The 21069-nt window shown below is 58.2% G+C and carries 14 protein-coding genes; 10 read left to right on the top strand and 4 right to left on the bottom strand.

The window, feature by feature from the left end:
• The first annotated feature begins 74 nt into the window (after positions 1-74).
• Positions 75-1364 (top strand): PilZ domain-containing protein, encoded by a 1290-nt coding sequence (locus J3U88_RS17260; RefSeq protein ID WP_207860178.1) that lies wholly within the window; start codon positions 75-77, stop codon positions 1362-1364.
• A gap of 257 nt (positions 1365-1621) precedes the next feature.
• Here J3U88_RS17260 and J3U88_RS17265 read toward each other — a convergent pair whose 3' ends face one another.
• The 3 genes from J3U88_RS17265 to J3U88_RS17275 all read right to left on the bottom strand — a co-directional run bounded on the left by J3U88_RS17265 (position 1622) and on the right by J3U88_RS17275 (position 8778).
• Positions 1622-4582 (bottom strand): TonB-dependent receptor, encoded by a 2961-nt coding sequence (locus J3U88_RS17265; RefSeq protein WP_207860179.1) that lies wholly within the window; start codon positions 4580-4582, stop codon positions 1622-1624.
• A gap of 729 nt (positions 4583-5311) precedes the next feature.
• Positions 5312-5854 (bottom strand): alpha/beta fold hydrolase, encoded by a 543-nt coding sequence (locus J3U88_RS17270; RefSeq protein WP_207860180.1) that lies wholly within the window; start codon positions 5852-5854, stop codon positions 5312-5314.
• Positions 5854-8778, bottom strand: a complete 2925-nt coding sequence (locus J3U88_RS17275) for a BACON domain-containing protein (RefSeq protein ID WP_207860181.1) — start codon at positions 8776-8778, stop codon at positions 5854-5856. The genes J3U88_RS17270 and J3U88_RS17275 overlap by 1 nt, the downstream gene beginning before the upstream one ends.
• Before the next feature lie 1208 nt (positions 8779-9986).
• Here J3U88_RS17275 and hisG point away from each other — a divergent pair.
• The 9 genes from hisG to J3U88_RS17320 all read left to right on the top strand — a co-directional run bounded on the left by hisG (position 9987) and on the right by J3U88_RS17320 (position 20016).
• The gene (gene hisG, locus J3U88_RS17280) at positions 9987-10838 is read left to right on the top strand and encodes an ATP phosphoribosyltransferase (protein ID WP_207860182.1); all 852 of its coding nucleotides are present in this window, start codon (positions 9987-9989) and stop codon (positions 10836-10838) included.
• Complete coding sequence (locus J3U88_RS17285) at positions 10835-12538, top strand: aminotransferase class I/II-fold pyridoxal phosphate-dependent enzyme (protein ID WP_207860183.1); 1704 nt, start codon at positions 10835-10837, stop codon at positions 12536-12538. Before hisG ends, J3U88_RS17285 begins: the two co-directional genes overlap by 4 nt.
• Positions 12535-13134 carry an imidazoleglycerol-phosphate dehydratase HisB gene (hisB, locus tag J3U88_RS17290; protein WP_207860184.1) on the top strand — a complete coding sequence of 200 codons (600 nt, stop codon included), beginning with the start codon at positions 12535-12537 and terminating at the stop codon, positions 13132-13134. The genes J3U88_RS17285 and hisB overlap by 4 nt, the downstream gene beginning before the upstream one ends.
• Complete coding sequence (gene hisH / locus J3U88_RS17295) at positions 13134-13697, top strand: imidazole glycerol phosphate synthase subunit HisH (RefSeq protein ID WP_243436007.1); 564 nt, start codon at positions 13134-13136, stop codon at positions 13695-13697. The genes hisB and hisH overlap by 1 nt, the downstream gene beginning before the upstream one ends.
• Complete coding sequence (hisF, locus tag J3U88_RS17300; RefSeq protein WP_207860186.1) at positions 13685-14479, top strand: imidazole glycerol phosphate synthase subunit HisF; 795 nt, start codon at positions 13685-13687, stop codon at positions 14477-14479. Before hisH ends, hisF begins: the two co-directional genes overlap by 13 nt.
• 40 nt (positions 14480-14519) lie before the next feature.
• Positions 14520-15755: a bifunctional phosphoribosyl-AMP cyclohydrolase/phosphoribosyl-ATP diphosphatase HisIE gene (gene hisIE / locus J3U88_RS17305; RefSeq protein ID WP_207860187.1), complete on the top strand. Its 1236-nt coding sequence runs from the start codon at positions 14520-14522 to the stop codon at positions 15753-15755.
• The gene (gene hisD / locus J3U88_RS17310; protein WP_207860188.1) at positions 15742-16965 is read left to right on the top strand and encodes a histidinol dehydrogenase; all 1224 of its coding nucleotides are present in this window, start codon (positions 15742-15744) and stop codon (positions 16963-16965) included. Before hisIE ends, hisD begins: the two co-directional genes overlap by 14 nt.
• A 372-nt stretch (positions 16966-17337) precedes the next feature.
• Positions 17338-18249, top strand: a complete 912-nt coding sequence (locus J3U88_RS17315) for a serine/threonine protein kinase (protein ID WP_207860189.1) — start codon at positions 17338-17340, stop codon at positions 18247-18249.
• Positions 18250-18342: 93 nt separating this feature from the next.
• Positions 18343-20016 carry an amidase gene (locus J3U88_RS17320; protein WP_207860190.1) on the top strand — a complete coding sequence of 558 codons (1674 nt, stop codon included), beginning with the start codon at positions 18343-18345 and terminating at the stop codon, positions 20014-20016.
• A gap of 31 nt (positions 20017-20047) precedes the next feature.
• Here the strand turns inward: J3U88_RS17320 and J3U88_RS17325 are convergent, their stop codons facing one another.
• Entirely contained in the window at positions 20048-21067 is a 1020-nt protein-coding gene (locus J3U88_RS17325; RefSeq protein WP_207860191.1) for a hypothetical protein, read from the bottom strand.
• Positions 21068-21069: the final 2 nt, after the last annotated feature.

The raw sequence follows: 21069 nt of genomic DNA on the forward strand, positions 1-21069 counted from the left end.
TCTATCGATTCGTGTCCTTCTGCATCGATCTCCCATCGCGGTGGAAAGGGCGCGGATGTTACAGGGCGGTTAGGATGGGCTTGAAAGATTTCCTGGGTCTTACCCCAAAGGATGAGGAACCACACTTCACGGATCGTGAGCAGATTCTCGCTTATCTAGAAGACCAGATTGGGCCGGGAACACCTGAATCCGTGCTGGAACCGGTTCAGGCTAAAATGGATCCTTTTATGGTCCGCATCGAAGGTGTTTTTGAAAACAAGGGTACTTTTTCCGTGATGTTGAACCATCGACCGCCAAAGCCGATTCCCAAGGGAACACCCTTTATTTTGTACTTTGTGGTTTCCAATCACCGCGTGCGGACGTGCCAAATTCAATACCAGCGTCCCTTTCGCGACAACATGCACATTCTTACCTTGCCCAAGAAAATTTACCATGCGGAACGACGGGGTCAGGGGCGTGGTGGCCCGCCCATGCGCGACAAGTCACAGGTTTTGATTCTCGAGAGTTTAGAGCAAGGGATCGGGCTGCATGGTCGCCCTGTCAATTTCAGCAAGCGCGGGTTGGGCATCAAGATCGATAAAGCGATGCGCATCAAAGGCCAAAAATTCATTCCCGTTACCAAGGATTTGTATCCCATTGGAACCCAACTCATGATGGTTCGCCTTAAAAACTTGGCCGGGATTCGCCAGATTGAATGCAGTTGCGAGGTACGCCACATCAGTTACCTTCAAGGTCGCTACCTGCTCGGCCTCAGAATTGCCGACATGGCCCCGGAAGAAATATCTGCTTATGAACGCTTCTTGGAAAGCCGGAACATTGTCAACCACGACGACTTTCCGCTGATCGCGCGGCTCAAAAAAGGAGGCGCCGAAAAAACCAAACCCGCCGCGCCGGCGTCACAGCCGGCTCTGGTGCCCAAGGCCTCATCCGGCGGTGAACCTGCAGCGGCCGGCGCTCCCGCCGCTGAGGTGGAACCGGCAAAACCGCCACCTGCCGCGCGTGGCGAGAAACCGGTTGCCTTAATTGTTGCACCTACCGGTCCAGTGCGTGCCAAGCTGGTCGCTTCTCTGCTCAAGGCCGGTTTCAAACTTACCCAAATTGACCACATCCAACAACTGGCAAACCTCGCCGCGGGCCGTCATTTCGACGCGGTTTTTGTATACGGCGGTGAGGACCATGCATTTTCCCTGGCCACCTTGGATATTTTTGCAAAAATGCCTTATTTCAAGGCATTGCCGTTGGTAATGGTAACCACCCACCTGGATATGCGCACCAAAATCGCGGCCAAGAGCCACGGCATCAAACACGTGCTTGATGTTACCGCCGAAACCGCGCCCGCCGACGCCCGCTCCGTGCTTTCGTAGCCTGCTAGCCCGCATTTCTCACAAGGAATTCTGCTACGGGGCAACCCATGCGAATACTTCGTTTACTTGGTCGAGCCGCCTTCGCCTCAGCTGCTACGCCCATGCCGTCTCTCGGTCGTAACCTTCGTACTCACAAGGCTTTCTGCTTCTCGCGACGAATCCTTGTGAGAAATGCGGGCCAGGAGGCGTCGCGCGTTGTCCCGGCGCCCAAAAAAAATGGGGCGAGCATCAAGCTCGCCCCGCTCAAGAACCTTAGATTAGAATGCGTAGCGCAAGCTGAACCGCAACGAGCGCGGTTCTTGCCAGTGCGTGGGTTGCCCGTGATAGGGCTGGTTGGCGCCGCTGTCGAATTCGGCTTCTTCTTCGAGTTGGGTAGCGCGTTCGAAGTTAAAGACGTTAAACACCTCGGCTTTGATATTGACCGCGCCGCGGCCCAGTTGGAGTTTGTAGGCCAGGTTGAGGTCGAGGTTGGTTTGCCATGGGGTGCGACCGGCCGAGCCGCGCGGTTGGGCCACGCCGTCCGTGAAGAAGCTGACCGCGCCGTACCAGATACGACCGTAGCAGTCGCCTTCACAATCATCGCCGGGGTGGACGCCGAATGAGTTGAGCGGTCGACCTGAGATGGCGTAACCGTTGAAACCCATGGTGAAGTTGGCCGGGAGGCGGTAGCTCCCGTAGAGTTTGAGTTGATGGCGACGGTCGTTGGGAAGATCGCCGTAACCGTTGTCCATCAGTTCGGGATAATCAAATGAGGTGGTCCAACCTGGGTCGGACTGGTCGTTGTCGGAGCGGAGCAAACCTTCGGTGTTGCCGTAGTTATGGGACCAGGTGTAGGAACTCGCAACGAGGAGGTTGGCACCGATGCGGCCTTCTGCTGAAAGCTCGAAGGCCAAGTATTTGCGTTCGCTTTGCGGGAAGCCGAGGTCGGCCGCCGACAGTTCGATGCGCTCTTTGGTTCCATCGCCGTCGACGTCGTAGTTTAGCACCGCATCGGAACCGGGATTGGTCAGCAACGGGAACCAGCCGCCGACGCGGGGGGCGTCCGGCATGTTGGCCTCGATCCAGTTGTTGAGTGCGTAGTTAATCGAAATATCTTCAATGGATTGCACCAAATCCCGCCAGGTGGCGCGGGCGCCGAAACGCCAGCCGGAGTTGGTTTGTTGTTGGTAGCCGATCATGTATTCGTCGTTGTACATCGGGCCGGCTTCTTGGTTGAAAAGGCGGTCGGAGGCGGGAACTTCGCCGTTGGAGACGACCTGGTGGGCAATTTGTTCGCCAATCACCGGCGAGCCGTCGGGATTGACGCCGAGCAGGTAAGAGACGAAATGTTCATCGAGTTCGCCACTGGCCATGCGCACGTTGGTGTTGGGAGAAACCGGCATGTAGAAGCGGCCGTAGTTCGCAAACACCTTGGTACGGCCTTCACCGAAGGGATCCCAGGAGATGCCGATACGCGGTGCGATTTGGTTGCTGATGTCCACGTAGGTTTCCCCTTGGGACGTGGTGTTTTCGAAGGTGGTGTTGCGCAGGCCGAGGTTCAGCGTCATCCGGTCATTGATCAACCAGGTATCCTGAACGTAAAGCGAACGGCTGCGCGTCCCCGTGGTGCCGCCGCGTACAAAGACACGGCGGTCGACGTAGTCGGTGCCTTCCGGCAAGTTGTAAGGATTGTCGGCCTCGGCACGGTAATACTCGTAATAACCGTCGCCGGTTGGGGTGGTTAGGTCGACGATGTCGAGATCCTCGTCGTCGTAGCCAAAGCGCAGGCTGTGGTTGCCGACGACCCAGTCGACATCAAGTCGAAAGTTGGTGCGTTCATCTTCTTTGGTGTTAATGCTGGCCGCGACCCAGTCCCCGAGTCGAATCCAGCTTCCTGAGCGGCTGTCCCAGTAAGCGGGGAGTTCCGGGTTGTCGGCGCGGGTATTGTCGACCGCTTCCACTTTGCCGTACATGGTTGAAACACTGAGCGTGTCGGTCACCGCCCAATTGTATTTCAGGGTCCAAACGTCGCCGCCGGTTTCGCGGTAGCTGTTGCCGTGGGATTCGCCACGACCTTCGTTGAAAGAATAAGCAAACGAACGGGTGGTGCGTTCCTGTTCATTGTTAAAACCAAGCAACTCCACCGAGTGGCGTTGATTGATGTACCAATCCATTTTCGCCAGCCAGAAGTCGCCTTCGGTTTGGCGGTCATAGAAGGTATTGGTATTGGCATAGGTGTCTTTGTAGCGGCGTGGGTTGCCGAGCACATAAAAGAAAGCCTTGTCTTTTACGATGGGGCCGCTTGCGAACACGTTGTAGTCCTGCCATTCGGAGGAATCCTCGCGGTTGTTCACAATAAGCTGTTCGTTGCCCTCGTTGTCAGGCCAGAAGGTGGTGGGGTTTTGGCCGGACAAATCGCGCGGATCCCAAACGGTGCGAACCCCGAAGTGGAAATCGTTGCTGCCGGATTTGGTGACCATGTTAACAACCCCGCCGATATGGCGTCCGAACTCCGCGGGGGTGCCGCCGGTTTTAACCTGAATCTGGTCAACGGCTTCCCAGGGATAACGAATCGCGCCGATTCCTTTACGGATATCGGTGATGTTGAGCCCGTTTAAGTAATAGCCGTTTTCACCAACCGAGGCGCCGCCGAAGGATACCAGATCGCCCGTGCCGAAATCGGAATCGCCTTGAACGGCGCCCGGCGCCAACAGGGCAACGGCGTTGTGGTTGGTTTTGACCGGCAAGGTTTCGGTGCGTTGGGTATCGAATACCAGGCCGGTGGTCGTGCTGGTGATGTCAAATGCTTTGATGCGTGAGGTGGTGACCGTGATGGATTCGCTGTAACTCAGCTCGTCGGGGACCAAGGTGAAGTCGATGGCGGCTGCACCGCCCAATGCGATGTCCAAGCGGTCCTGCTCGACGTCGTTAAACCCGGGCATGGAAATGCGAATACTGTATGTCCCGATGGGTAGGGATTGGAACTGGAAAGATCCGTTGCCCTGGGAGACGGCGGATCGACGGATCCCTTTTTGGTGGTGGCGAATTTCAATGGTTGCGCCTGGTAAAGGGTTGGTTTCGTGGTCAATGACGCGGCCGCGGAGTTGGCCGGCGGCGTCGGTCTGGCCGAACACCGTGCCGCTGCCGAGCAAGCAGAGGAGGACGGTGAGGCCCAGAGTTTTGAGCGTTTTTAAGTGGGGAACAGGGGAAAAAGCAGCAAAAGGACAAGGCGAACCCATAGCGGAAAGTCTCCTTGAGTCAAAGTGTTAGGGGGAGTGGAGAGCAGGAATATATCCAGGTATCTTGTTGATATATTAAACGTATGTGAAAGATGTGTAAACAGGATGTCTGTAATTTCTTTCATTTTTTTTGCCGCCCCGTGTTTCTCGCGGGCGTTCTTCGTGAGCCGGCCAAGAAGCTTGGCAGCACAAGGCCGGCGACCGAAACCAGGCGCAGGGATTCTACCTAAGGTATGCGATTCTTGGCGGCGCACTTGCCCAACCTGTTGGGCTGCAACGTGCAGTAAAAATGCTCGACGTACCTTACAGGTACGCGTCGTGCGCGACCCCGGTGCGCTTTTCCAACACCTTTCGCTCCAACCCTCGGCGCGTCCTGCGCCGATACTTGAGCAATTGCATCCACCCGAATCGCACACTTTAGGTTCTAGCCTTCGGCATCGTGGCGCTATGTGGAAGGCCGGATCTCATCGTTGTTGTGCAACGGTAGGCGTAACCGAGGTGGTTTTCTTGTGTCTCGCGAAACAGATGGCTGGTGAGACGTGTGTGTCAGATCCGGGGGATCGGTTGCCAACTTGGTATCGAGAACGGATATTTTTTCTTTGTGAATGCGCTTTTTGGCCCGCGGCCTGCAGGGTCCCAACTCAAGGGGAACCAACTGGGACCTTTTAATTGCGGGTTAAAAAACCACGCATTGGGGCGTGAGCCACGGGGGAGAAGAGGGCGTCGCGCTTAGTTGGGGGTGGCCGCGACCAGGCCGGAAACCTGTTGGATGCCCTGGACCATGGCGGCGAGGGCCGCCTCGCTATGTAAGCGGTGCTGATCGTCGACCGCGACGAAGGTGATTTGGTCGGGTTGGGGCGAGCGGGCTACCAGGGCTTCGACCGCGGCAAACGGAATCACCTCGTCGTTGCGACCCATGATCACCGTGGTGGGTTTGCCCGCGGGAATCACCAAAGCCTTAACCAGCCTCAAGATCTCGGGAGTGCGGTAGGCGGCGTCGTGAAAACCGACCGCCGGTGCCAACAACACCATGCCGCGCACCCGTTCCGGGATGTCGCGCGCCAACAGCAAAGCACTGAGCCCGCCCAGCGAAGAGCCTACCAAAAAGGTAGGTTCCACCAGCGTTTCCAGCAAAAACTGGTGGCGTTGCCAGGGGTCTTTGCTCAGCGCCGGAACCTGAATCTCGGGAAAACGGGCACGCAGGTAATTGGCGCGAAATCCGTCCGGGCTGCTCTCCAACCCATGCAAAAAAGTAAGTCTGTCGGCCGTCATCAGCTTCGTTTCTCCCATTTGGCTTTGAGTTCTTTGAGTTCTTGGTAGCGCATGGGGTTGTTGTTGATGGTGCTGACCGGGATTTCGTTAATCCAACGGAACGATTGCTGCAACCGTTTGCGGTAACGGCGCTTTTGGAAGCTGTTGCCTCGCTCATGGAGGAAATTCAGCGCCTTGATGCGGTGGTAAAGGAATTGGAAGCGCCACCAGGCGTCGCGTTCCCCGCTTTGCAGTTTGTTGAATTCGTTGATGAGGACGTCTTGTTCGGTAATTTGACCGATGATACTGAGTTCGTTGTCGTTGGCCAGACAATCGAGGTAGGCGACCACATACTGCGGACGGACGTTCATCGACAACCAGAGTTCCCAATGGCCGTACAAATCCGCCAGCAGGGCTTTGGCGCTTGACTGCTGACCGCGGTCCCAGTGGAACCGGGCCAACCAGTAACGGGCCAGGAAGTAATGGTACCCGTGGCGGCGCGGTTCATTCATTTCGTCGACCTTGGCCTGTAACTGTCGCTGATTCCCGTCGCGATAAAGGGTGCGGTAATACACGTTCGGCATGGTGGCGATGTCGATTTCAATCGAGGTCGCCTTGGTGATGGTGTGCACCTCGGTATGGATCAAGTCCCCGTTTTCGTAAGACACAAAGTAGGTGCCGTAGGGCAGACGGACTTGAGAACCGGGTTCGGTTTTGCGTTCGATGCCGTCGCTTTGTGAGCGAACCCAAATCACCCCGTCGGTACGGTTTTTGTCGTCGACCACCAGGCTGAAACGCACTTCAAAGGCGTCCTCAAGCATATGGACCAGTTTGAGGTTGCTGCCGAAGTCGCGACGGCGACCATTGATGCTGTAGGCAACACCCCGATTTTCTTTGACGGTTTGGCCGGCGATACCTTGGGCGTTGGTTTTGGTTTCAAACGCTTGCTCGCCGTTGTGGAAGGTCACCGGTTGGTTGGATACAAAGTTACCGTCGCGGTCGCGTACGATCACGGTGAACTGAAATTCGCCGGTTCCTTCTTGCATGACTTTAATGGTTTGGTCGGAAATGCGGAGGGTCCCAATCCGGGGTTTGCCCTCCTCATTGGATTCGGCTTCAATCGTGATTTCGCCCTGGCCGGTGCCCAGGTTGTTGGACACGATTTTGAGCCAAGTGGTCGCCGAACCGGCTTGCCAGTGGCAGTTTTCACCGGTGGAGATGGTGACCGTTTGACGGCCGCCCTTGGCACCCATCTGCAGGGTTTCGGCGGTGAGGGTGACCGAACAAGGCGCGCGACCTTCTTGGATGACCACAAAGTTGGCGTTCCCGATTTCGATGACCCCGGTGCGCGCGGTGCTTTCGCTGTTGGCGCGCACCTCAATCCCAATCGTCGCTTCACCTTTACCACGTGCATCGCCGGTTAACTGAATCCAGTCTGAGTTGCTACGCGCCTGCCATTCGCAGTAATCACGGGTCATCAGGCGAAACGTGCCCTTGCCGCCTTGGGCAAGCACGTTGGTGTGGCTGGGTTGGGCGATGTACACGCAGGGTGAAACACCTTCTTGGGTGACGGTAAACAGTTGATCGCCGACGCGAATGGTTGCCGTCCGCGGCGAAACCGCGGTGTTGCTTTGCACCTCGTAGCCGACCCGTTCCGGGCTGATCTCGTCGGGATCGCCGAGAATGTTGATCCATGGGGCGCTGGTGGAAACGCGCCAATCGCAATCATCGGGCGAGGAGATCACCATGTTGCCCGTACCGCCTTCAATGGCAAAAGCCGCGCTTTGCGGGACCACATCCAAACGACAATCCGGCGTACCTTTTTGGACAACCACAAGGGTGCGGTCCTCCACGCGAATCGTACCAATCCGTGCGTCTGATGCGCGGTTGGTCTGGGCCTGGTAACGCAGGGCCGCGCCCGTCTCGCCCTCCGTTTTTGCAACGGTCAACCAGTCCACGTCGCTCACCGCGCGCCAATCACAGGACGAGGTAATTTCGAGCAAGCCGTCGTGCGCCTCCATTGAAAGGTCGATGCGCGATTGGGACACGCGGACCTCGCATTGGGATGCATCTTGAATGATCACAATATTGCGGGTGACCGGGTTACCGCCGGTTTCGTTTTCCTGCGTGATGGTTAAGGTGCCGGTGCGTGAGCGCAATCCGACATTGGCCATGATGCGATAGCTGAATGAGGTTTCGCCTTGTTTGATCACGCCGCGGTTGGGCAGTTCAATCCAATCGGCATTGGTGCGGACTTGCCAACGGCAATCGCCTTCTTCCTTAAAAGTGACCCGCGAGCTTCCGCCCTTGGCCGACCAGTTGACCGGTTTCTCGTCAACGATCAGGCTACAGGGATTGTGCACTTTCTGGATGCCTTCTTGGACGACCCAGAAGGAACCCATTTCTTTTTGGTCGATGAGGAACTGAACCGAACCGGCTCGCGATTGTTGCGAGGTGTTGGGTTCGACTTTGTAAACCACCTCGCCGATGCCGCGGGTTTCGATGGCGATCCAGTCCACCTTGCGTTCGGCCGTCCACTTGCAGGGGTCGGCCTCTTTAATGAGCAGGGTCCCTTCGCCGCCGTCGGCCGACATGGCAACCTGGGTAGGCGCCAGCTTCAGCCCGCATGCGCTGCCTTCTTGGAATATGGAAAAGGTTCGAAGCACCACGCCTTTGTTTTTAAACGTAATGACCGCGTTGCGAGAGGTCGGCCCGGTGTTGGCCGTAACGCGGTAATTCAGTTGGGTGGCGGTGCCTTGCTCAATGACGACCCAAGCCGCGCCACCGGAGTTGGCGACCCAAACACAATCGCCCTCGGTTTGTACCTGGAGATCGCCTTTTCCACCGGCCGCGTCGAACACGGCACTGGGCGCGCTTAGGGCGAGGCGGCACGGGGTTTGGTCCTGGATGGATTTGTTTTGGTCGGCCCCGGGTTGGCACCCCATAAGTCCCACGAGCAATAGGAGGGTCAAACCCGTCAAAAAGGAAAAACGGCCGTTGAGGCGGCACAAAAAAAGGCGACGTGGTGAAACAGTTTGGCGCAAAGGTTCCTCTCTTTTGTCTCAGGACAAAACCCGAACGCGGTTGGTCCACTTATCGCAGACCCAGGGTCCGTGCATTCAAGGTGGCTGGTTCTATAGATAGCGTGTCCCGACCTTACCGCCTGGTCGTGATCCCGGCAAGGGATCGCGGCAATCTTGGACCAAAACAACCGTCCAAATATCCGTTCAAAAGGGAGAGGGCTGCTTTCCAGGATCGGGTAAGCCCCCAGTTTACGACAAAACGCGGCGCTACGCCTATGAGGATTAAAGGTGACGAGGCCTGCGTGGGAATCAAGGGACGAGGATCCCGTGGGGATGGGGTGGACATCGGCTTCGCGGGCAGGGGGTTGACTTGGGTTTATTGCGTAGGATGGCAGGATGGAATGAGGATGGGCGATGGGCTTATCGGAAAAGCACGCGGGGATCGCGCCTTGGATCAATGGGTTGGCGATGAAGCTGGGAATAGGGAACACGCCTGATTGCGCCTCGCCGGCTAGGCGGTGGGCCGTGGGGAAAAGCACGCGATGATCGCGCCTTGGATAAGTTGGGTAAACGATGTAGCTGGGAATGTGAACCACGCCTGAGTGCGTTGTCGCCGAAAAGGCCGGCCGAAGTGACGGCGCCATCCACGTCGGGAAGGGGAAACCGAGGGTGCGCCTGCCCACCCGCATCCTGCGAACGTGGTTCTGCCCGGAAAAAGACCAAAGCAAGGGCGTTCCCCTGATCCTTGCCGGACAAAAGACCCAACCCGGGAGGTTCTCATCCTCAAACCATCCCTTCATGTTTTTTTAACTTGACCTTTTTTAGGACCTCCTTTTCAATTGGGTCTCATTGACGTTAGGAGTTTTCCATGTTGTTGGCAGCCCAACACCATCATCATCACCATCACGGCCATTCCCATTCTGGGAGGTGGTTACCCGTGTGATGGTGTTGCGCTGCTCACAAATCAGTCGTAACGAACACCAAAGCCTCGACGGTATCCCCTCTGCGCGGAGACCCTCGGGGCTTTTCTCATTTATACCCGTTTGGTTTCTTCGCTTTTTGCGCTCGATGGTTTTGGTTTGTCGCTTAACCCACAACGGCCCCGCGCCACAACTCCCTTGGAGGAAACCATGTTACTGAAATTTGTTCTACCCAAAGGCCGCCAATTCAAATCCATCCAGACCTTGCTCAATGATGCCGGCATCAAACTCGCCGGCAGCGAACGCAACTACCGCCCGGCCTGTAACGACCCCGATCTCGAAATCAAAATGCTCAAAAGCCAAAACATCCCGCCGCTCCTCGCGTGGGGCCGCCACGACATCGGCTTCGCTGGCAAAGATTGGATTGAAGAGCAAAGCGCCGAGGTGGTTAGCATGCTCGATCTTGGTTTCGATCCCGTGCGCATCGTGGCCAGCATCCCCGAGGATTGGGATTGGGAGGAAGTCAAAGCGCGCAAGCTGATCGCCGTTTCCGAGTACACCAACATCAGCAAGCGTTATCTGGAAAAAGAAGGCATCGATTCCACCTTCATCCGTGCTTTCGGCGCCACCGAGGTATTCCCGCCCGAGGACGCGGACTTGGTCATCGACAACACCAGCACCGGCACCACGCTTAAAGAAAACCGTTTGAAAATTGTCGACACCTTGATGACCAGTTCCACCCAATTCATCGCCGATCCGCGCGCGCTCGATGATCCCGCCAAACGGTCCAAAATCGAAGACATGGTGTTGCTTTTTGAAAGTGTATTGGAAGGCCGCAAACGGGTCTTGCTGGAAATGAACTGTGATGAGAATCGCCTGGAAGAGGTGGTCAACGCCTTGCCCGCCATGAAATCACCCACCATTTCTAAGTTGTTCCGCCAAGACGGCTTTGCCGTAAAAGCCGCTGTTTTGAAAAGCGAAGTACGTGAATTGCTGCCCCGTCTGCGTGCCGCCGGTGCCGCCGACATTCTCGAAACGCCGATCAGGAAGGTGATGCCTTGAGTTTAAAAGTAGCCCTTGCACCCAGTTCTCCCGTTTTTCAGGCGGCGGATCGACCGGGATGCAAACTTGATCAAAACGAGCGCAGTGAAGCCCTGCCTCACTGGCTCGAAAAAGCCATCAACCAGATTCCGGCTCAGGCCGTTTGGCGCTACCCTGATCGTCGGGAATTGGAAGCCGCGCTTGCGGAAAAGTTCGGCCTGGAAGACGGCATGGTCCTGGTCGGCAACGGTGGCGATGAAGTGATTCAGTACCTGATCGCCGATCTACCCGCGGGGACGCCCTTGATCGCGCCCTTGCCGACGTTCGGTTTTTACCGCGAGCAAGCCGCCATTTGGCCCGTGAAACCCGTGTTCCTGCCGGCCAAGGACGACCTAACCTTTGACCTTGAGGCCTGCCGCTCCGCCATTCGCGAGAACCCCAACGGTGTTTTTATCTTAATCCGGCCCAACAACCCGACCGGTGAAATGGTATCCCGCGAGGAGGCCTTGGAACTTCTCGCGCTGTGCCGCGAACACAACACCCTCGTCTTGCTGGACGAGGCCTACGCCGAATTTGCCGACGACGACCTGCTCGACCAACTCCAGGCCAACCCCCACCTTGTTATCCTGCGCACCTTTTCCAAAGCCTACGGCTTGGCCGGTTTGCGGCTGGGCTATTTTTTAGCGAGTGCCGAGCTGCTCAACCGTTTGCGCAAACGCGTGATGCCCTACAACGTGAGTGGTGTGACCCTGCACCTGGGCCTGGCCGCGCTGCAACCCAATGCCGAGGGCGAGGTGCGCACCTATTGCGAACGCGTCATCGAGAATCGGCGGTATTTTGAGAAGTTGTTGGCGGAATGGGGCATTCGCTCCCTGCCCAGCCAGGCCAATTTCATTACCATGCAACTGGGCGATGCGCGTGCCGCATTTGTGGGCAAGGTCATGGCCGCCCAAGGGTTTGCCGTACGTACCTTTAATCGCGCACCGATTACCGGCTGCGTGCGTTTCTCCATCCCCGCCGATACCTGCGCTTTCAAGGACGCCTTGATGCTGGCTTTGAAACCCGACTTGCTGTGTCTGGATGTCGACGGGACCTTGATCGACGTGGTCGAGAGTTTCGATACCGCCGTCACCACCACCGTCGAACACTACACCGGGCAAACGCCCGACCGCGACGAGATTTTGGCCTTACGCGCCGCCGGCGGTTACAACGATGACTTCCAACTCGCCGCCGAACTCGTTCGTCGACGCGGGGTTGCGGTGGATCTGGAAGCGTTGAAGGATGTGTTTCGCGGTATTTATTTCGGTGACGAAACCCGCGCCGGCGCCAACCAAAGCGAGTCACTCCTGATCAATGACGATCTGTGGGCGCGCTGGAAGCAACGTGCTTTAGACGGAAGCTGGAGTTTGGCCTTGGTTACCGGCCGTGATCGCAAGGAAATGGCCCATGGCTTGACCTTGCTCGACTATCCCGAGGACCAACCGGTTTACACCATCGACGACGTCGCCGTCGGGAAACCCGACCCCGAGGGGATCCGCGCCGCCGCGGAACGTACCGGCCGCCGTCGCATCTGGATGGTTGGCGACAACCTCGACGACATCCGCGCCGCCCATGCCGCCGGTGCCGTGGCCATCGGGGTCGGCGAGAACCGCGAGGCCCTCGAAGCGGCCGGCTGTGCCGTGTTCCTGGACGATATCAATCAGTTGGAGACGCTGTTATGACCGATCCCGCCGTAAAATCGCCCGCCATTAAGCGGCACCGCAAAACCAAAGAAACCGACATTGAGTTGAGCCTGCGCCTGCGCGGTCGCCAAGAGGTTTCGGTAAAAACCGGTCACGGTTTTTTTGACCACATGCTGCATCAGCTAGCCTTCCACGCCGGTTGGGATCTGACCCTCAAAGCCGACGGCGATCTTTGGATCGACGACCACCACCTCGTCGAAGATACCGCGCTCACCCTCGGCGGTGCCATTCAAGAAGGTTGGCGCGGGCTTGCCGACATGAACCGTTACGGTCAACGTCTCCTGCCCATGGACGAAACCCTGGTGTTGTGCGCCTTGGACCTGTGTGGCCGTCCCTTGTGCCGCACCAACTATCGGTTCACCCGCGAAAGTGTCGGCAACCTCTCCACCGAAATGGTGCCCCACTTCTTTAATTCCTTGGCCATGGCGGGCGCCTTCACCCTGCACCTGCGCCAAATGGACGGCGAGAACCACCACCACATTATCGAGGCCTCGTTCAAAGCCTTGGCCCACGCCTTCCGCGAGGCCATGGCGCCTTCCGGCCGCATCAGTGCCAGCACCAAGGGGATGTTGTGATGATCGGGATTGTGCAGCCGGATTCCGGCAACATTACGTCGATTTGCGATAGCGTGGCGCGGCTGGGACTTGATTACCGCTTGTTGCCCGAGCCCCAGTTGGACGGCATCACCCACCTGATTCTTCCCGGCCAAGGGCGCTTCGGTGCCGTGATGCGTTACCTGCACCGGACCGGCTGGGCCGACGCCTTGACCCAATGGGTTGCCGACGGCAAACCGCTGGTCGGCATTTGTGTCGGTCTCCAGGTTTTGTTCCAAAGCAGCGCCGAGGACGACGATCCCGGACTTGGGATTCTGCCAGGACGCGTTGAATGGGTGCAGGCACCGAAACGGCCGATGATGGGCTGGGCGCCGGTCGCCTTCAACAACATCGACCTGCCCGACGGCGATGCCTACTTCGTTAACAGCTACGTGGTTCCCGAAAGCGAACACGCCGTGGCGACCGTCACCTACGGCGCATCGTTTGCCGCCGCCGTGGCGCGCGACAATGTCGTTGCGTTCCAATTCCACCCCGAGAAATCGGGCGCGTGGGGACAGGAGGTCCTTGGTTTATGTCTGAAGTAACCTATGCAAGCGATTTACAGAAACGCATCATTCCCTGCCTCGATGTGGATCGCGGCCGGGTCGTCAAAGGTGTGAATTTTCAGAACATGCGCGACATGGGCGATCCTGTCGAACTCGCCGTGCGGTACGAAAACGAGGGTGCCGACGAGCTCGTGTTCCTCGATATTTCCGCCTCGGCCGAATCGCGCCCCACCGCGCTGGCCATGGTCCGCAATGTGTCCCGCGCCCTGTCGATTCCCTACACCGTCGGCGGTGGATTGCGCACCATCGACGACATTTACAGCTTCCTGGAGGCCGGTGCAGACAAGGTCGCCCTCAACACCACCGCCGTTAAAAACCCCGATCTGGTCAACGAGGCCGCGCGCCAGTTTGGTTCGCAGTGCATTGTCGTCGCCGTTGACATCAAACGGCGCGAGGACGGCGTCCACGGCGTGTTTACCCACGGCGGCCGTAACCCCACCGAACTGGAGGCGCGTTCCTGGACCGCCGAACTGGCCGAACGCGGCGCCGGTGAGCTGTTGTTGACCAGTATGGACCGCGACGGGACCGGTATTGGTTTTGATGTCGGTATTACCGGTGAATTGGGACGCACCTTGTCCATCCCGGTGATTGCCTCCGGCGGAGCCAAAAACGAAGAACACCTGCTGGCCGCTTTTGAGGCCGGCGCCGACGCCGTTTTGGCCGCAACCATGTTCCACTCCGGCGATTACCGCATCGACCAAGTTAAGGATTGGCTTGCCGAACGGGGCGTGCCCGTGCGCCGGATGCCCGCGTCGAACTAGGTTTTGCGCGTCGAATTTTCTGCAATAAAACGAGGAAGAGATGTTAGTTCCCAGTATTGATCTTTTTGACGGCAAAGCCGTCCAGTGGCGACAGGGCCGTGAACACGTGTTGGAGCGTGAGGATGTGTTTGACCTGTTGACTTCTTTTAGTATGTACGGCGAGGTCGCCGTGATCGACTTAAACGCCGCTACCGGAAAAGGTTCCAACCGCGAACTGATTGAGCGCATGTTAAACGTGCGGTCCTTCCGCGTCGGCGGTGGTATTCGCGATCTCGAAACCGCGCGGGCCTACCTTAAGGCCGGTGCCTCCCGATTGATCCTCGGCACCGCCGCCCGTCAGGATTGGGTCAAAAAATTGCCCCGTGAGGCGCTGATTTTTGCCATTGATTCCAAGGGCGACCAACTCGTCGATCAAGGCTGGCAAAGCGCCACCGGCGAAAAAACCGAGGACGTGCTGCAGGAGATGGGGTCGCGCTGCTCCGCCTTGCTTTACACCCAAGTTGAAAAAGAAGGCATGATGCAGGGTCTCGACCGTGAACGCGTCGAACGCATTGTCAAAGCCTCGCCCGTGCCCGTCACCGTTGCCGGTGGGATTACCACCGTGGACGACATCAAGTACCTCAACGAACTCGGCGCTTCCGGCCAAATCGGCATGGCCTTGTACACCGGTAAGTTAACCCTTGAGGACTGCATGCTGGCCCGCTGTAACTTCGAAAAGGCGCCGCTGATCCCCACCGTCGTTCAAGACGCCGACAGCGGCGATGTCCTCATGACCGCCTACAGCAACCGCGAATCCCTCGAGGTCGCCTTGCGCGAACGGCGCGGTGTCTACTGGAGCCGTTCACGCCAAAAGCTGTGGCGTAAAGGCGAATCCAGCGGCCACGTTCAAGCGCTTCAACGCGTCGACATCGATTGCGACGGCGATACCTTGCTTTTCCAAATCCGCCAGACCGGTAACGCCTGTCACTTTGATCGCTGGAGCTGTTTCCCCACCGTGAACCAACGCTGGCGTCTCGAAAACCTGGACGCCGTCCTCGCCGACCGTCGCGAAAAAATGCCCGAGGGCAGCTACACCGCCAAACTCTTTAGCGACGCCGATCTACAAGCCGAAAAACTGCGTGAAGAAACCGAGGAACTCCTCGAAGCCGAGACCTTTGAAGACGTTCGCTGGGAAGCCGCCGATTTGATTTACTTTGCCCTGGTTTCCGCCCGTGCCCGCGGTGTCGGCCTCGAGGACATCATCAGCGAGTTGAGGAGCCGACATGGAAATGCTTAAACAAGCCGACTGGCGTCGCCCCGATTCCGTCGCGCCGGCCGACCTGGACGCCACCGTGCGTGCGGTGATCGACGCCGTCGCCGAACGCGGGGACGCCGCGGTCACCGAATACAGCCGCAAGTTCGACGGCTACGAACCCAGCATCATCGAACTGCAACCCTGGGAACAGTACCCGCTCAGCGATGAAACCAAAGCCCACCTGCGCGTCGCCGCCGAACGCATTCAAACCTTTGCCAAAATGCAGTTCGAAATGTACCGTGACGTCGAACGCGAGGATCACTACGGCCGCTTCGGCCAAACCGTGAAAGCGCTGCCCAGTATGGCCGCCTACATCCCCGGCGGCCGTTTTCCCCTCGTCTCCACCGCGCTCATGACCCTCATCCCGGCCCGCGTCGCCGGCGTCCCGCGCCGCGTCGCCGTGTCGCCTTCCAACGAGCCCGCCATCCTCGCGGCCGCCTCCCTCGCCGGCGCCACCGCGTTCGTTCATATGGGCGGCGCCCAAGCCATTGCCGCCCTCGCCCTCGGCTCCCAATGGGCCGACCCCGTCGACATGATCGTCGGGCCTGGCAACGCTTACGTTAATGCAGCTAAGGGTTTACTGCAAGGCAAGGTCAAAATTGATACCCTGGCGGGGCCCAGTGAAATCCTTGTGCTTTGCGACGACAGCGTCGACCCTCGTTGGCTGGCGCTCGACGTGCTCGCCCAGGCCGAACACGATCCCATGGCGCTTTCCGTGCTCGCCACCACCGACGAGGCGCTGCTCCAACGCATCGCCGCCGCCGTGGAAACCGAACTCGCCAAGGACCCCGACAAAGACGAGGGCGTTATCCAGCTCGTCCACTGCGAGAACCGCGAACAAATGGTCGCGCTCGCCAACGAAATGGGTGCCGAACACCTGCATCTCGCCTGCCGCGAAGGCACCATCCAACCCGATGAAATCGACCACTACGGTTCTCTCTTCATCGGCGGCCACAGCGCCGTCGCCCTCGGCGATTACTGCACCGGTCCCAACCACACCCTGCCCACCCTTGCCGTCGCCCGTCGCAAAGGCGGCCTGCAAGTAGGTGACTTCCTAAAGGTCCTTACTTGGCAACAGGTTAAGCCTGATCGCTACGGTGAACTGGCCAAAACCGCCATCCATCTCGCGCAACTTGAAGGGTTGGTTTTCCACGAGCGAAGTTTGCAGGTGCGTTTGCCCGAATCATCCTAAAAGACCGGAATGGTGCACTTTCGCCCGCGTGATACCCCGTTTTTAGATGAAACGTGCGTTTGATCACCTTGGCGCGGCTGGTATTCCCGGCCGCGCGTACCGTGCACCAAGGCCCTTGTTTAAGCTGTCTTAAGCGGCGCTCGCGGATTATCCCGCGGCGTGGGCTCGAGTCGCGGTTTTTTTCCTCGCTCACCGCGTTGATGCAGGTCGTTTCGGGCTCAAGAAAGCCGCCGACGGACCGTTAAATAGGTTATGGACCTTCCCCGTTGTCCACCGCCACGGATGCACCCGGTGACGCCTGGTTGGGCGATCCTTCGTTGCCGCCGCGCGCATCGTGGTTCTCGGTAAATGTCAATCTCGGGAGCGTGGCGCATGACCCTCGGCGACCTCTGGAACGCGCAAATGAACAACAAAGAGGCCAAACCTTGTGACGAGTCCGGCTCAACCGTGGGTGATCGTTACATCATCGACGGCTTGCTCCAAGAAGGCGGCATGGGCCGCATTTATTTGGGCCACTACAAAAACGGCGATAAAAAAGTCGTGATCAAAACCGTCATTTTGGCCGAGTACCAGCAAGAAACCGAATACCTCATGACCCGATTCCGTCGCGAGGCCAAGGGTTTGCTCCAGTTTTCCCATCCCAACATCGTCGAAATGCTCGACTACGACCTCAAAGGCGACAAACCCTATATCGTCTTTGAATACATTCCCGGTCAAACCCTGCGCGAATACCTCGACGCCCATCCCGGCGGCTTGCCGCTGTCTCTCGCGGTTTCGTTTATGGCGCAGCTGTGTAGCGCGCTCGGCATGATTCACCAACGCGGCGTGGTTCACCGCGATATCAAACCCACCAACATCATGGTCATGGACGATCCCGTCAACCCCCAAATTAAATTGTTGGATTTCGGCCTGGTTTTTTTTGAACAGGTCATCAGCGAAACCGTCAAAGCCAAACTCACCCGCAAAGGGCAACTCGTCGGTACCCCCGCCTATATGTCACCCGAGCAATGTGTCGGTCGACCCGTCACCCACCACTCCGATATCTACAACCTCGGCCTGTTGGGTTTTGAAATGATCGCGGGCCAACCCGCCTTTGAAAGCCGCAACTTACAAAAGCTCCTCATGAAACAGCTCAAGGAGAAACCGCCTCACCTGCATCTGCTCAAACGCGAGGTGCCGCGCCATGTCAGTTACGCCATTAGCCGTGCTTTGCAAAAAGATCCGCTCCAGCGCTTCGAGTCCGGCAACGACCTGTGGATGGCGCTAAAAGGCAACCCCGGCTAACCCTTTTCCGAGACATAACAGACTGGTTTATCGCGTTTTGTGAAGCGCCTGCCTATAATACCCAGGTACCATCAATCATGTAGGGGACATGCCATGAAGTGGACCTTGGGCCTCATTGTGTTTTTGAGCGCCGCCTTTTGTGGGGCGCAGGAGGCGGCGGAAGCCGAAAGACCGAGCCTTCCGCCCGACCTCTTGGCCGCCGCCGAGCAAGTGTGGGGGCTGGAATTTTCCGCCTCGGAACGAACCTTGTTGGCCGGATCCGCGGCCCAACAGCGCGTTCATTTGCAAACCCTAAGACGCCACACGCCTGACAATGCCGAACCGCCCGCGCTGGTGTTTGTCCCCACCGCTTTTGAGCCGCCGCGCCACCTTGACCCGACCCCGCCGCGTTGGTCCAAGCCAGGCGCGGTGAAACGCCCGCAACAATTGGCGGACTTGGCCTTTGCGCCCGTGGGTGTTTTGGCTGAACTGGTGCGTTCCCGCCAAGTGACCTCCCGTGAATTGACCGTAATGTACCTGGACCGGCTCAAAAAACACGGCGACCAATTAGAAGCCGTCATCACCCTCACGGAGGAACGGGCCCTCGCCGCCGCCGAGCGGGCCGACCGTGAAATCGCCACCGGCTTGTACCGAGGTCCTCTGCACGGCATTCCCTACGGCGCCAAAGATCTGTTTGCCGTTGCCGGGTATCCAACCACCTGGGGTGCCAAACCCTTTGCCGCGCAGGTCCTCGACGAAACCGCCACCGTCGTCGAAAAACTCGACGCCGCCGGCGCCGTGCTCGTCGCCAAATTAAGCCTCGGCGCCCTGGCTTGGGGCGATGTTTGGCACGACGGCTTTACCCGCAACCCCTGGAACCTCGAACAGGGGAGCAGCGGCTCCTCCGCCGGCTCCGCCGCCGCCGTCGCCGCGGGATTGGTGCCTTTTGCACTGGGTACCGAAACCTGGGGTTCCATCGTCTCGCCCGCCACCCGCTGCGGCGTGACCGGCCTGCGCCCGTCCTTCGGCGCCGTCAGTCGCGCCGGCGCCATGGCGCTCTCCTGGTCGATGGACAAAGTGGGGCCCATCACCCGTACCGTCGAAGACAGCGCGCTCGTGTTTGAGGTGATTCGCGGCGTCGACCGCCGCGACCCGAGCACCGTCGCCACCGGGTTTGCCTACCATGCCGACGAACCCGTCAAAGGCAAAAAAATCGGCTATGTGCCCGCGCATTTCGAGGGCGACCAGCCAGGCCGCGATTTAGATCGTGCCGCCTTGGAACGCCTCAAGAAACTGGGTGTTGAACTGGTTCCCATGACCTTGCCGGATCTGCCCGTCCAAGCCATGAGCATCATCCTCTCGGTCGAAGCCGCCGCCGCCTTCGAGGAATTGACCCTGAGCGGACGCGACGACGAAATGGTCCGTCAAATCGAAATGGCCTGGCCAAACGTCTTTCGCGCCGCGCGTTTGATCCCCGCCGTCGAGTACCTCCAGGCCAACCGCTTGCGTGGCCGACTCATCGCCGAGATGAACCAACGTCTCCAAGACCTGGACGGTTACATCACACCGAGTTTCGCCGGCAACAACCTGCTGCTTACCAACCTCACCGGCCACCCGTGCGTGGTGGTCCCCAACGGGTTCATCAACCCCAAACAACCCTACAGCTTCACCTTCACCGGCAAGCTCCACGACGATGCCGGCATCCTCCGCATCGCCAAGGCATGGCAAGACGCCGGCACCGACCACCAACAACACCCCCCACAATTCCTGCCGGCTGCTTCGCCGTAACGGATGCGGGGGGCCTTGGTCCGATTCGGTTTTAGTCGGTAATGAGGTTGCCGCGTTCCAGACGGCCCGGGGCTTCGAGTTTGGGGTGCCGCTTGAAATAAACGTCGACCCACGCGAAGGTTTTCGTGTGGGAAGCCGCGGTGCCGCGAAAACGCAACCAGTTACCGTGATGATCGAAATCACGGGTTTCCGTTGCGACAAGGCGCCATTCGGTTATTTCCGTTTCGGTTAATGGGACGAGTTCTTCCGGTTGGCTAATGCCGTCGGCGTCTTGGTCGAACCAAAGCAAAAGATGGGTCCATACCGCGTCCTCGGCCGTCAGGATTCCGTCATTGTTGCCACCGAGCGCGACTGCATCGTGCTGGGCCAAGGCGAGTAGCCCGTTTTCCGCGTAATCGTTTTCGAGAGCGAGAAAGGTGCCGTCACCAAAGAGTTCGCCACCGTTGTCGATCATGCCGTTTTGGTTGAGATCAAGTGCTAGAAAAGCGTCATCAACTTCCGGCTGTAGCCAATTCATGACTTGACGAAAGGCATGTTGCGGCCAAATCCAAAACGAAACGGGGTTTTCCGCGCCACCCAGCCCCAAGCCGTCTTGCGCGAGATCAATGATGATGGGTGAACTGTTGTCGCAGTCGCTGGGGAGCGCGCGTTGGGGGCGGTCTGCCTTGCGCTTGTTTTCTTCGCAGTCGGAGCAGTCAACGGTTTCCCATTTGTCGTGGCGTATCGATTTACCGCCGTCGCCACTGGTCAGCCCGGAGAGATGGAGTGTGGTACCTTGCGCGGGATTGAAGTTGGTGCTTCTTGCCGTGGCTCTGAGCGTTACCGAAACAACAACCCATTGATTTTGGGGGCAGTGCTGGGCCGAATTAAAATCAATTGTCCGGCTGATCGTTGAGCAGATGGCGCCAAAACTGGTGGTGTATTGTGAATAGACGACGCCGGTATAGACGCACTTATCAGAAGCGCGGGAGATATAGGCATGGGCTTGTTCCCATTTTGCTGAGACAAAAAAAGGAGAAAAAAGAAGTGCCGCAATAAGAAAGCGTTTCATAT

The sequence above is a fragment of the Acanthopleuribacter pedis genome, assembly GCF_017377855.1.
Lineage (GTDB): Bacteria > Acidobacteriota > Holophagae > Acanthopleuribacterales > Acanthopleuribacteraceae > Acanthopleuribacter > Acanthopleuribacter pedis.

Bases quoted from the DNA above. Each gene is read 5' to 3' on its own strand.
- J3U88_RS17260 (WP_207860178.1), top strand. From the start codon at position 75: ATGGGCTTGAAAGATTTCCTGGGTCTTACCCCAAAGGATGAGGAACCA.
- J3U88_RS17265 (WP_207860179.1), bottom strand. From the start codon at position 4,582: ATGGGTTCGCCTTGTCCTTTTGCTGCTTTTTCCCCTGTTCCCCACTTA.
- J3U88_RS17270 (WP_207860180.1), bottom strand. From the start codon at position 5,854: ATGACGGCCGACAGACTTACTTTTTTGCATGGGTTGGAGAGCAGCCCG.
- J3U88_RS17275 (WP_207860181.1), bottom strand. From the start codon at position 8,778: ATGGGGTGCCAACCCGGGGCCGACCAAAACAAATCCATCCAGGACCAA.
- hisG (WP_207860182.1), top strand. From the start codon at position 9,987: ATGTTACTGAAATTTGTTCTACCCAAAGGCCGCCAATTCAAATCCATC.
- hisB (WP_207860184.1), top strand. From the start codon at position 12,535: ATGACCGATCCCGCCGTAAAATCGCCCGCCATTAAGCGGCACCGCAAA.
- hisH (WP_243436007.1), top strand. From the start codon at position 13,134: ATGATCGGGATTGTGCAGCCGGATTCCGGCAACATTACGTCGATTTGC.
- hisF (WP_207860186.1), top strand. From the start codon at position 13,685: ATGTCTGAAGTAACCTATGCAAGCGATTTACAGAAACGCATCATTCCC.
- hisIE (WP_207860187.1), top strand. From the start codon at position 14,520: ATGTTAGTTCCCAGTATTGATCTTTTTGACGGCAAAGCCGTCCAGTGG.
- hisD (WP_207860188.1), top strand. From the start codon at position 15,742: ATGGAAATGCTTAAACAAGCCGACTGGCGTCGCCCCGATTCCGTCGCG.
- J3U88_RS17315 (WP_207860189.1), top strand. From the start codon at position 17,338: ATGACCCTCGGCGACCTCTGGAACGCGCAAATGAACAACAAAGAGGCC.
- J3U88_RS17320 (WP_207860190.1), top strand. From the start codon at position 18,343: ATGAAGTGGACCTTGGGCCTCATTGTGTTTTTGAGCGCCGCCTTTTGT.
- J3U88_RS17325 (WP_207860191.1), bottom strand. From the start codon at position 21,067: ATGAAACGCTTTCTTATTGCGGCACTTCTTTTTTCTCCTTTTTTTGTC.